Raw genomic sequence first — 12250 nt, 5'->3', positions numbered from 1 at the left:
GTAGGACCCTACGACGCGGCCGCTGACGTGCGTGTGTCGGTTTCCTCCTCAGTGGGCGCCGATGCCGGTGAGGGACCTGACCTCGAGCTCGGCGTACTTGCCCTCGTCGGGCTTCTCCTTGCTCAGGATCGAGCCGAGCCAGCCGAGCAGGAAGCCCAGCGGGATGGAGACGAGGCCCGGGTTGGACAGCGGGAAGAACGCGAAGTCGACGCTCGGGAACATCGCGGTCGCGCTGCCGGAGACGACCGGCGAGAAGAGCACCAGGAGCACCGAGGAGGCGAGGCCTCCGTAGATCGACCACAGGGCGCCCTGGGTGGTGAACCTCTTCCAGAACAGGCTGTAGAGGATCGTGGGCAGGTTGGCGGAGGCGGCGACCGCGAAGGCGAGCGCGACGAGCCCCGCCACGTTCAGGTCGCGGGCGAGCGCGCCGAGGGCGATGGAGACGACGCCGATGAGGACGGTCGCCCAGCGCGCGGCCCTGACCTCCTCCTTCTCCGTGGCCTGGCCCTTGCGGATGACGTTGGCGTAGATGTCGTGGGCGAACGAGGACGAGGAGGCCAGCGTCAGTCCGGCGACGACGGCGAGGATCGTGGCGAACGCGACCGCCGAGATCACGGCGAGCAGGATCGCGCCCCAGGCCGAGTCGACGCCGCCGATGTGCAGGGCGAGGAGCGGGGCCGCGGTGTTGCCGGCCGGGTTGGACGCCTTGATCTCCGCGGGACCGACGAGCGCTGCGGCGCCGAAGCCGAGCGCGATGGTCATGAGGTAGAACGCGCCGATGATGCCGATGGCCCAGTTGACGGACTTACGGGCGGCCTGGGCGGTGGGCACGGTGTAGAAGCGGATCAGGATGTGCGGGAGTCCGGCGGTGCCGAGGACGAGGGCGATGCCGAGGGAGATGAAGTCGAGCTTGGTCATTCCGTCGACGCCGTACTTGAGGCCGGGCTCGAGGAAGGCGTCGGCGTTGCCCTTCTGTCCGACCTCGCTCTTCGCCGCGGCCTCACCGAGCAGGTCGGAGATGTTGAAGTTGAACTTCCACAGCACCAGGAAGGTGATCAGCAGGGTGCCCGCGATGAGCAGGACGGCCTTGACCATCTGCACCCAGGTGGTGCCTTTCATGCCGCCGATGGTCACGTAGACGATCATCAGCAGGCCGACCAGGGCGACGATCGCGATCTTCCCGCCCTCGCTGGTGATGCCGAGGAGCAGCGAGACGAGGACGCCCGCGCCCGCCATCTGCGCGAGCAGGTAGAAGATCGAGACGACGATGGTGGAGGCACCGGCGGCGGTACGGACCGGGCGCTGGCGCATCCGGTAGGCGAGGACGTCGCCCATCGTGTACCGGCCGGAGTTGCGCAGCGGCTCGGCGACGAGCAGCAGGGCGACGAGCCAGGCGACCAGGAAGCCGATCGAGTAGAGGAAACCGTCGTAGCCGTACAGGGCGATCGCGCCGGCGATGCCGAGGAACGAGGCGGCGGACATGTAGTCGCCGGAGATGGCGAGACCGTTCTGGAAGCCGGTGAACTGGCGGCCCCCGGCGTAGAAGTCGGCGGCGTCCTTGGTCTGCCGGCCGGCCCAGACGGTGATGAAGAGAGTCGCCACGACGAAGGCCGCGAAGAGGGTGATGATCAGCGGCCGGTGCTCGGTGGTGGCGTTCGAGGCCGCGAGGTGCAGGGCGGGGCTCATGCGTCGGCCTCCATACGGGACTTGATCGCGTCGGCCTGCGGGTCGAGCTTCGCTGCTGCGTGCCGTGAGTAGAGCCAGGCGATGAGGAATGTGGTCGCGAACTGGGCGAGGCCGAAGACGAAGGCGACGTTGATGTGGCCGAAGACCTTCGCGCCCATGAAGCCGCCGGCGTAGTTGGAGAGCAGGACGTAGAGCAGGTACCAGGCGATGAACGCGATGGTCAGCGGGAAGGCGAACGAGCGGTGGGTGCGGCGCAGTTCGCCGAATTCCGTACTCTGCTGCACCCGCGCGAACGACTCTGTCGTGTGCTGGGCGGTGCTGGTGTCCGTACCGTCCTCGGGAGGCGGCGGTGCATCGATGGTCACGGAAGCTCCTCGCGACGCGTCTGCGGTGGGGATGGGCTCGGGGATGTCACTGACAGGGGCGGTTCGATGTTGCTCCACTCCCTGACAACGGCACGGCGCCCACGGCGAACCGGTTCAACATCGGCTTATTTCTTCCGCGCTTCCTTCGCGAACTCATTGAACCCGGCCCTTGATCAGCGATAGCTTCACTCGTCATGTACCCGCCCATTCGCACAGGGGTGTCTGGGCGGTTGTCACGGATGATGTGGAGAACCCATGGCTCATCTGGGATCCAGACGGCGCCGCGCACTCGCGCTGCCCGCCGGTCTGGCGCTCACGGCCTCGCTCGGCTTTCTGCCCGCGGGGGCCGCTTCTGCGGCGCCGGTTGACGACGTACCCGCCGCGGTGCAGACCGACGGCCCGAAGATGTCGTATGTCGTCAATGTGAAGGGCGGACACGGCACCGCGAAGGCGGTCAAGAAGGCCATAGCCAAGGCCGGCGGAACGGTGGTGGTGGCCTACGACCAGATAGGCGTCATCGTCGTCCACTCGCAGAACCCCGCCTTCGCCGACACGATCCGCGCTGTGCGCGGCGTGGAGTCGGCGGGCGCCACCCGCACCAAGCCGCTGGAAGCCGCGGCAGACATGGCCATCGACTCGGAGCGCCCGCTCACCGCCGAGGAGGCCAAGAAGTCCGCCGGTCAGGCGGCCTCGGACCAGGACCCGCTGGAGCCCCTGCAGTGGGACCTGCCGGCCATCAAGGCGGACAAGGCGCACGAGAAGTCGCTCGGCAGCAAGAAGGTGACGGTCGCCGTCATCGACACGGGCGTCGACGACACCCACCCGGACCTCGCGCCGAACTTCGACCGTAAGGCCTCCGTCAGCTGCGTCGGCGGTGTGCCCGACACGGCCGACGGGGCCTGGCGTCCGGGCCCGGACGAGAGCGACCACGGCACGCACGTCGCGGGCACGATCGCCGCGGCGAAGAACGGCGTCGGCATCACCGGCATCGCTCCGGGCGTGAAGGTCTCCGGCATCAAGGTCTCGCAGCCCGACGGCTTCTTCTACACCGAGGCGGTCGTCTGTGGCTTCGTGTGGGCCGCCGAGCACGGCGTCGACGTGACCAACAACAGCTACTACACGGACCCGTGGCTGTTCAACTGCAAGAACGACGAGGACCAGAAGGCCCTCGTCGACGCCGTCGCACGCGCCACCCGTTACGCGGAGCGCAAGGGCGCGGTGAACGTCGCCGCGGCCGGCAACTCCCGGATGGACCTCGCCGCCGACGAGCTGACCGACACCTCGAGCCCGAACGACACCACGCCGGGCGAGCGGGTCATCAACCCGCGCGAGTGCCTCGACATCCCGACCCAGATCCCGGGTGTCGTCACGGTCTCCGCGCTCGGCGCCAAGGGCCTGAAGTCCTCGTACTCGAACTACGGCCACGGCGTGGTCGACATCTCCGCACCGGGCGGCGACTCGACGCGCTACCAGGCTCCGGACGCCCCGGCCGTCGACGGCCGGATCCTGTCGACGCTGCCGGGCGGCGGCTACGGCTACAAGGCGGGTACGTCGATGGCCTCCCCGCACGTCGCGGGTGTCGCGGCCCTGATCAAGTCGACGCACCCGTACGCGCCGCCGGCCCTGGTGAAGGGCCTGCTGTACGCACAGGCGGACGACACGGCCTGCACCAACCCGTACGACATCGACGGCAACGGCACCGTCGACGCGGTCTGCGAGGGCGGTGAGCGCGAGAACGGCTTCTACGGCACGGGTGTCGCGGACGCCCTGGACGCGGTCCGCCGGTAACAGCGCGCGGTGAGGGCCCGGTGCGGACTTCCGCACCGGGCCCTTCGTTCGTCCGGTGCCGCCGGGGACGGGCCGTCAGGTCGGGGTGTCCCATCCGGTCAGGGCGTGATGGGGACCTTGACGGGCGACGGGTCGAGCGTGCCGTCCAGGCGTCGGGCAGCAGCTCGTGAAGGTACGCGCGCACCGCGGGCGGTTCCTCGGGTTTTCGAACGGTGTTGCGGCCGACCGCGGTACGCCTGTTCGCCGGGCGGGCATGCACCGATGACCGGCAGCAGGACGGTCGCCCGCCGTACGATCCGGTGTCCGGCACTTTCACGGGGAGGAACCGCTTTGCAGGGTTTGGAAGTTGTCGTCTTACGCCTGGCCGGGACACTGGCCGTGACCGTCGTGAAGTCGCTGATCGCCGCCCGGCCGGGGGCGGGTCTGGTCCCGGAACGCAGGGCGGCGCCGCTCCCCCGCCCGAACCCGGCGCCGGTGGCGAAGAAGCTCGTCGCCCAGCTCTCGGATCCCTACAGCGATCTGCCGGAGCACGAGCGGGAGGCGGCGATCGAGGGCGTACGGGACACGATCCAGGCGGCCGGGAAGATATCTCCGGACCGGCTGTTCGACCTCGACCTGCGGCCGGAGCGGCTCCACCGCTCGCTGCGCGCTCCCGACGCGGGCCTGACCGAGCGGGCCGTCGAGCTCTACGACGAGCTGCTGCAGCTGTGCTGCGTACACCTGGTCGAGGCGCTCACCGCCGACCAGTCGTTCATGGCACGGTCCGCCGTGGAGCAGATCCGGCGGGCCGGCCGCACCGAGGTGCTCGTCGAGGACATGCGCGGCCGTCTCGGCCCGCACCCGGAGGCGGCGGCGCTCGGCTTCGAGGGGCGGTACGCCGACTTCGTGGCCCAGACGCACGGACGACTCGAGCTGTTCGGGCTCACACTGGGCCGGTCGGGCAGCGAGTGGCCGCTGGACACGGCGTACATCTCGCTCGCCGTCAGCGGCGGCGGGGCCGGCGAGGAGGGCTTCGGCCTGCCTCGTACGGGCCAGGTCGCCGCCCGGGTCGAGCAGGCGGTCGCCGGAGCGGACCGGCTGCTGCTGCGGGGGCCCGCCGGATCGGGCAAGTCGACCCTGGTGCAGTGGCTGGCGCTCAACGCCGCACGGCGCACCTTCGGCCACGAGCTCGACGACTGGAACCGGTGCGTGCCTTTCGTCCTGCGGCTGCGGGCGTTCTCGTCCAACGGCGCGCTCCCCACGCCGGACGAGTTCCTGCGGGCGACCGGCGTCCCGCTGCACGGTTCCGCCCCGGCCGGCTGGACCGACCGGATGCTGACCGAGGGCCGGGCGCTGGTCCTCGTCGACGGCGTGGACGAGGTGCCCACGCGGCAGCGGCACCGGATCGAGACCTGGCTGAGGAACCTGATCGCCGCCTATCCCAAAGCACGCTATGTGGTGACGACCCGGCCGTCCGCCGTACCGGAGGACTGGCTGGCCCGGCAGGACTTCACCGCGCACGCCCTGCTGCCGATGGAACGGGACGACGTGCGTGCCTTCATCGGCCACTGGCACGACTCGGCCCGCCGGGAGTGCCTGACCGACTCGGAGCGGGAACTGCTCGACACCTACGAGACGTCACTGCGCCAGGCCGTGAGCGCCCGCAGGGACCTCGGCAGGCTCGCCACCAACCCGCTGATGTGCGCGCTGCTCTGCGCACTGAACCGCGACCGCAGGATGCAGCTCCCCCGCGCCCGCAAGGAGCTGTACGACGCGGCGCTGGACATGCTGCTGGTCCGCAGGGACACCGAGCGCGAGATCGTTGGCGTGGAGGGCGTCGACCTCACCCGCGAGGAACAGACCGCGCTGCTCCAGCGCCTCGCGTACTGGCTCATCCGCAACGGGCAGGCCGAGGCGGAACGCGCGGAGGCCGTGGAGATGGTCGCCGAGTGGCTGGCGGCCATGCCGCAGGTGCAGGGGACGGCGGAGCAGGTGTTCTCGCACCTGCTGATCAGGAGCGGGCTGCTGCGCGAACCGACGCCCGGAGCGGTGGACTTCGTGCACCGCACCTTCCAGGACTACCTGGGCGCCAAGGCCGCGGTGGAGGCGCGCGACTTCGGCGTGCTGGTGAGCAACGCGCACGACGACCAGTGGGACGACGTCGTGCAGATGGCCGTCGGACACGCACGCGTCGAGGAACGGGCGCGTCTGCTGCGGCAGTTGCTGCGACGGGCGGACCGGGCCCAGCGCCACCGGCACCGTCTGGTGCTGCTGGCGGCGGCGTGCCTGGAGCATGCGCCGGAGCTCGACCCGCAGGTGCGGACGACGGTCCAGGAACGTACGCAGGAGATGCTGCCGCCGCGCAGCCAGGACGACGCGGCCGAGCTGGCGAAGGTGGGCGAGCTGGTGCTCGAGCTGCTGCCGGGACCGGACGGGCTCGAGGAGTACACGGCGGCCGCGGTGGTACGCACGGCGGCGCTCATCAAGGGCGACGCGGCGTTCGAGGTCGTCGCACGCTTCCGGGAGGACGCGCGCTACCAGGTCGCGTTCCAGGTGTCGCAGGCCTGGGGCTCGTTCGACACCGAGTCGTACGCCGAGGACGTCCTGTCCGCGGGAGCGTGGGACAACTCGTACCTGCATGTGCAGACGCCGGGCCAGTTCCAGGCGCTGCGGCACACGCCGGGAGCCCGCCGGGTGCATGTGAGCGGCAGCCACGCGGACCTCGCGCCGCTGCTCGTGCTGCACGCCCCGGAGTGGCTCTTCGTCTACCGCAACCGGTCCCTCGCCGACCTGTCCGTGCTGGCTTCCCTGTCCGGGCTCAGGGACGTCGGACTCAGTCAGTGTCCGGAGATCCGGGATCTCTCACCACTTGCCCGGCCGGGGCTGGAGAGGCTGTCCCTGTACGAGCTCCATCCCGACCTCGGGCCGGACCCGCTTCGGGACATGACCGATCTGCGCGACCTCCACCTCGCTCACCCCCTGCTGATGGAGAGCCTGAAGGAACTGCCGGTCGGCGACCGGCTCACCTCGCTCGGGCTCGCCCGGCAGACCCGCTATCTCAGCCTGGAGGGCATCGACCGCTGGCCACGGCTCGAAGCACTCACCCTGGCGGGTACGACTCAACTGCGCCAGCTCTCCCGCATGACGTCCCCTCCCGCGTTGACCTCGCTGACGCTGAACGAACACGACCCGCTGGACCTTCGGCTGTTGCGCGGTCTCAAGAGCCTGTCGAGGCTCCACCTGTGGCGGTGCTCGATACCGGAGGGCCTGGGGGCGTTGCGCGAACTGCCCGCCCTGACCACCCTCCACCTCTCCCAGTGCCAGCAGTTCTCGGCCCCTCTCGACCTCACGCCGCTGGCCGGGCTCGACCGGCTGACGATCACCGTCTACGACGACGATCCGTCCATGGCCGGGAAGGACCTCTTTCCCGAGGCCCGGCTCGTCGTGATGCGCAAACCCTGACCCTCCCGTTCCCGCCGTGCCGCCCGCCCGCTCTCCCGGGCGGGGCGGGCGGCACCGTATAGGCCTGCTTCCAGGGCCGGTTGACGGCTGCGGTCCGCAACAGGCCGCGGCGGGCGACCTGGTCGCGGCGCGGGCAGGCCGGGGCAGGGCCGGGGCTGTCGGTGCCGGGCCGTATTCTCTGTGACCATGCTCGACGACCGTACGACCGCAGCGACGGCGTGGCCGGCCGCGTACCCACAGGGGTACGCGGTCGTCGACGTGGAGACCACCGGACTCGCCCGCGACGACCGGATAGTGTCTGCTGCCGTCTACCGCCTCGACGTCCACGGCAACGTCGAGGACCACTGGTACACGCTCGTCAACCCGGAGCGGGATCCCGGGCCGGTGTGGATCCACGGTCTGACGAGCGATGTGCTGGAAGGCGCCCCGCTGTTCGGCGATGTCGCCGGCGAGCTCTCCGCGCGCCTCGAAGGCCGGGTCCTCGTCGCGCACAACGCCACGTTCGACTGGTCCATGATCGCCAGGGAGTACGCCCGGGCGCGGGGCGCCGCGCCGACCCGGCAACGGCTGTGCACCATCGCGCTCGCCAAGGAGCTGCGCCTTCCGCTGCCCAACCACAAGCTGGAGTCGCTCGCCGCGCACTACGGAGTTGTGCAGCAGCGCGCACACCACGCGCTGGACGACGCCCGCGTGCTGGCGGAGGCGTTCCGGCCGAGCCTGCACACCGCGGCGCGCGACGGTGTCCGGCTGCCGCTGCTCGAGTGCCGCCCGCTGACGGAGTGGTCACAGGCGCCCGCCGCCCCGCGCGTCGGCTACCAGTCGTCGTACGGGCACAGCAGCTGGCGGCCTTCCCGCAAGCGGCCTCCGTGCCCCTACCCCAACCCGGGGCGTTACGAGCCGGGCGGGCAGTTGGTGCAGGGGATGCGGGTAGCGTTCTCCGGTGACACCTCGGTGGAGCGCGAGCTGCTCGAGGACCGGGCGATCGAGGCGGGACTGCATGTCGCGACGAGCGTGTCGCGGCTCACGAGCCTGCTCGTGACCAACGACCCGGACTCTTCGACGTCCAAGACCGTCAAGGCGGCGTCGTTCGGCACGCCCGTCGTCGACGAGGGCGCCTTCACTCAGCTGCTGCGCGACGTCGCTCCGGCGCCCGGGGCAGAGTCGGCACCCTCATCGGAGTGAACCCGGGGCGACTCGCCCGCCGCCCGCTCGCCCGTGGCACCGAAGCGTTTCACCCTGTGGCGCATGGCACGTTGTGAGGTTTGCGGAAACGACTACGGCATGTCCTTCGAGGTGCACGCGCAGGGCGCGGTGCACGTCTTCGACTGCTTCTCCTGCGCCATCCACCGCATGGCGCCCATCTGTGAGCACTGCCGGGTGCAGATCATCGGCCAGGGCGTCGAGGTCGAGGGTCACTGGTACTGCGGCGCCCACTGCGCCCGGGCCGAGGGGAGGGCCGGAATCGTCGACCGGGTGTGACAGCCGGCCGGCGGGGGTCCCGGGCGGGACCCCCCGTCCGAGACCCCGCGCCGAGCAGGTACGGTCGAGGCCGTGTACCGCTTCCTGTTGTCCCGGCAGTGGGTGATCCTCACCCTCATCGGCCTCGTTCTCGTCCCCACGATGATCGAGCTGGGCTTCTGGCAGCTGCACCGGCACGAGCGCCGGGTGGAGCAGAACTCCCTGATCGCGCGGAACCTCGAGGCGAAGCCGGTCCCGATGGGCGAGCTCACCTCCCCCGGACACACGGTCCCGCGCTCCGACTACTGGCGGCAGATCACCGCGACCGGCACCTTCGACACCGCCCACGAGGTCGTCGTCCGCCGCCGCACCAACGCCGACGACCGGGTCGGCTTCCATGTACTGACACCACTGGTGCTGGCCGACGGCCGCGCCGTCCTGGTCAACCGCGGCTGGGTCCCGCCGGCCGCCGACCAGACCGCCTACCCGGAGGTCCCGCCCGCGCCGGACGGCACCGTGACCGTCACCGGCCGGCTCAAGGCCGACGAGACGACCGGCGCCAGCGGAATCAAGGACCTGAAGGGGCTGCCGCCCCGCCAGGTGATGCTGATCAACAGCGAGCAGCAGGCGCAGCTGCTGGACCGGCAGGTGCTCGGCGGCTACCTGGAGCAGACGGCGCCGAAGCCCGCGAGCGGCGGCCCTGAGCCGATCCCGACGCCCGACCACGACTCGATCGGCGCGCACATGGCGTACGCGGTCCAGTGGTGGCTGTTCGCCGCGGCGGTGCCCGTCGGCTGGGTGATTCTCGTACGCCGGGAGAAGCAGGACCGCGCGGCGGCGAAGGAGAGCGCCCCCGAGCCGGAGCCGGCGGCTGCTTAGTCCGCGCTGCCGGCGGGAACACGCCAGAGCGTGACACAACGCATCGAGGACTACGCCCTCATAGGGGACTTGCAGACCGCGGCCCTGGTCGGCACCAACGGCTCGATCGACTGGCTGTGCCTGCCCCGGTTCGATTCCGCCGCCTGCTTCGCAGCCCTCCTCGGCGACGAGGAGAACGGCCACTGGCGGATCGCCCCCAAGGGCGCGGACGTCTGTACCCGCCGGCGCTACGTGGGCGCGTCGCTGGTGCTCGAGACGGTGTGGGAGACGCGTACGGGAACGGTCAAGGTCCTCGACTTCATGCCGCAGCGCGACGAGGCCCCGGACGTGGTGCGCATCGTCGAGGGAGTCAGCGGCACGGTCGAGATGCTGGGCACGCTGCGGCTGCGCTTCGACTACGGCTCCGTGGTGCCCTGGGTGCGGCGCGCGGACGGCCACCGGATCGCGGTCGCCGGTCCCGATTCCGTGTGGCTGCGCAGCGAGCCGCCGGTCAAGACATGGGGTCAGCAGTTCAGCACCTGCTCTTCGTTCACGGTCGGCGAGGGCGACAAGGTGGCGTTCGTGCTCACCTGGCACCCCTCCCACAAACCGCGTCCGAGACTCATCGACCCGTACGTGTCGCTGGAACACTGCCTCCAGGACTGGGAGACCTGGTCCTCGAAGTGCCGGTACCAGGGCCCCTACCGGGACGCCGTCCTGCGCTCCCTGATCACCCTCAAGGCACTCACCTACGCCCCCACCGGCGGCATCGTCGCCGCACCCACGACATCCCTGCCCGAGGACATCGGCGGCGTACGGAACTGGGACTACCGCTTCTGCTGGCTGCGCGACTCCACGCTCACCCTGAGCGCCCTGGTGTCGGTCGGCTACCTGGACGAGGCCGCCGCCTGGCGGGACTGGCTGCTGCGAGCCGTCGCCGGCAACCCGGCCGACCTGCGGATCATGTACGGCCTCGCGGGCGAACGCCGCCTGGCGGAGCTGGAACTCAACTGGCTGGGCGGCTACGCCGGATCGGTGCCGGTCCGCGTCGGCAACGACGCGGCCTGCCAGCTGCAGCTCGACGTGTACGGCGAGGTCATCGACTCGCTCTTCCTCGCCCGCGAGGCCGGCCTCGCGCCCGAGGGGCACGCCTGGAACATCCAGCTCAGCCTGCTGGGCTTCCTCGAGTCCACATGGCGCGAGCCGGACGAGGGGCTGTGGGAGGTGCGGGGACCGCGCCGGCACTTCGTGCACTCCAAGGTCATGGCGTGGGTCGCGGCGGACCGCGCCGTGCGCACCCTGGAGGCCGAGCCGTCGCTGCGCGGCGACGTGGCACGATGGCGGGCGATGCGCGACGAGGTCCACCGCGAAGTGTGCGAGAAGGGCTTCGACCCGGTGCGCAACACCTTCACCCAGTCGTACGGATCCGCCGAACTGGACGCCGCCGTGCTGCTCATCCCCCGCGTCGGGTTCCTGCCCCCCGACGACCCGCGGGTGATCGGCACGGTCGACGCCGTGTGGCGGGAACTGGGCAGCGGACCCCTGGTACGCCGCTACACCGCCGAGGCGTCCCAGGTCGACGGGCTGCCGGGGCGTGAGGGCACGTTCGTCGTCTGCTCCTTCTGGCTCGCCGACGCGCTGCGGATGACGGGCCGTGAGAAGGAGGCCCGGGAACTCTTCGAACGACTGCTGACACTGTGCAACGACGTCGGGCTGCTCTCCGAGGAGTACGACCCCTCCCGCGGGCAGCACCTGGGCAACTTCCCCCAGGCGTTCAGCCACATCGGACTGGTCACCACGGCCCTCGCGCTGACGGGACAGGAGACGGCAGGATAGGTCCATGGATCTTGGACTGAAGGACCGCGTCTACATCGTCACGGGCGCTTCCCGTGGCCTCGGCAACGCCTCCGCGCGGGCGCTCGTCGCCGACGGCGCGAAGGTCGTCATCAGCGGCCGGGACGAGAAGACGGTCAAGGACGCGGCAGCCGAACTGGGCGCCGCAGCGGTGGGCGTGGCCGCCGACAATGCCGACGCGTCGAACGCCGAGCGCCTCGTCGCCGCGGCACGGGCACACTTCGGACGCCTCGACGGCGTTCTCATCAGCGTGGGCGGCCCCGCACCGGGCTTCGCCGCGGACAACACGGACGAGCAATGGTCCGCCGCCTTCGAATCGGTCTTCCTCGGCGCGGTGCGCCTGGCCCGCACGGCCGCCGCGGAGCTCGGCGACGGCGGGGTCATCGGCTTCGTCCTGTCCGCGTCCGTGCACGAGCCCATCCCCGGCCTGACGATCTCCAACGGCCTGCGGCCCGGTCTCGCCGGCTTCGCCAAGTCCCTCGCGGACGAACTGGGCCCGCGCGGCGTCCGCGTGATCGGCCTGCTGCCGTCCCGCATCGACACGGCCCGCGTCCGTGAGCTGGACGCGCTGTCCGGAGACGCGGAGGCAGCCCGCACGGCGAACGAGTCACACATCCCGCTGCGGCGCTACGGCACCCCGGAGGAGTTCGGCCGCACGGCGGCATTCCTGCTCTCACCTGCGGCGTCCTACCTGACGGGGATCATGCTCCCGGTGGACGGCGGGGCCCGCCGCGGCTTCTGAGGCGGGAGCGCGGTCCGTTTCCCGCCCCTGGCCCCCACGACCCCAGGCCGTGGGGGCC

9 protein-coding genes are annotated in these 12250 nt (G+C 70.9%); 7 read left to right on the top strand and 2 right to left on the bottom strand.

What is annotated here, in order from left to right; genetic code table 11:
* Positions 1 to 48: 48 nt before the first annotated feature.
* On the bottom strand, positions 49 to 1686 hold the full coding sequence (locus tag ABZ070_RS30400; RefSeq protein ID WP_356638550.1) for a cation acetate symporter: 1638 nt from the start codon (positions 1684 to 1686) through the stop codon (positions 49 to 51).
* The gene (locus tag ABZ070_RS30395) at positions 1683 to 2051 is read right to left on the bottom strand and encodes a DUF485 domain-containing protein (protein WP_356638549.1); all 369 of its coding nucleotides are present in this window, start codon (positions 2049 to 2051) and stop codon (positions 1683 to 1685) included. The genes ABZ070_RS30400 and ABZ070_RS30395 overlap by 4 nt, the downstream gene beginning before the upstream one ends.
* Before the next feature lie 255 nt (positions 2052 to 2306).
* Between ABZ070_RS30395 and ABZ070_RS30390 the strand changes: the two genes are divergently transcribed.
* From ABZ070_RS30390 to ABZ070_RS30360, 7 genes are all read left to right on the top strand, one after another.
* Positions 2307 to 3839, top strand: coding sequence for a S8 family serine peptidase (locus tag ABZ070_RS30390; protein ID WP_356638548.1), 1533 nt, complete (start codon positions 2307 to 2309; stop codon positions 3837 to 3839).
* 378 nt (positions 3840 to 4217) lie between these two features.
* Positions 4218 to 7280 carry an NACHT domain-containing protein gene (locus ABZ070_RS30385; protein ID WP_356638547.1) on the top strand — a complete coding sequence of 1021 codons (3063 nt, stop codon included), beginning with the start codon at positions 4218 to 4220 and terminating at the stop codon, positions 7278 to 7280.
* A 180-nt stretch (positions 7281 to 7460) separates the two neighbouring features.
* The gene (locus ABZ070_RS30380; RefSeq protein WP_356638546.1) at positions 7461 to 8462 is read left to right on the top strand and encodes a DEDDh family exonuclease; all 1002 of its coding nucleotides are present in this window, start codon (positions 7461 to 7463) and stop codon (positions 8460 to 8462) included.
* Between the two features lie 63 nt (positions 8463 to 8525).
* Positions 8526 to 8759, top strand: a complete 234-nt coding sequence (locus ABZ070_RS30375; RefSeq protein WP_100106509.1) for a hypothetical protein — start codon at positions 8526 to 8528, stop codon at positions 8757 to 8759.
* Between the two features lie 72 nt (positions 8760 to 8831).
* Positions 8832 to 9617 carry an SURF1 family protein gene (locus ABZ070_RS30370; protein WP_356638545.1) on the top strand — a complete coding sequence of 262 codons (786 nt, stop codon included), beginning with the start codon at positions 8832 to 8834 and terminating at the stop codon, positions 9615 to 9617.
* 30 nt (positions 9618 to 9647) lie between these two features.
* Entirely contained in the window at positions 9648 to 11432 is a 1785-nt protein-coding gene (locus ABZ070_RS30365) for a glycoside hydrolase family 15 protein (RefSeq protein WP_356638544.1), read from the top strand.
* Positions 11433 to 11436: 4 nt separating this feature from the next.
* Positions 11437 to 12192 carry an SDR family oxidoreductase gene (locus ABZ070_RS30360; RefSeq protein ID WP_356638543.1) on the top strand — a complete coding sequence of 252 codons (756 nt, stop codon included), beginning with the start codon at positions 11437 to 11439 and terminating at the stop codon, positions 12190 to 12192.
* Positions 12193 to 12250 lie beyond the last annotated feature (58 nt).

The organism is Streptomyces sp. NPDC006283 (genome assembly GCF_040613325.1).
GTDB lineage: Bacteria > Actinomycetota > Actinomycetes > Streptomycetales > Streptomycetaceae > Streptomyces.
Note: the sequence above shows the minus strand (reverse complement) of the source record. Positions and strands in the feature narration are given on the sequence as shown.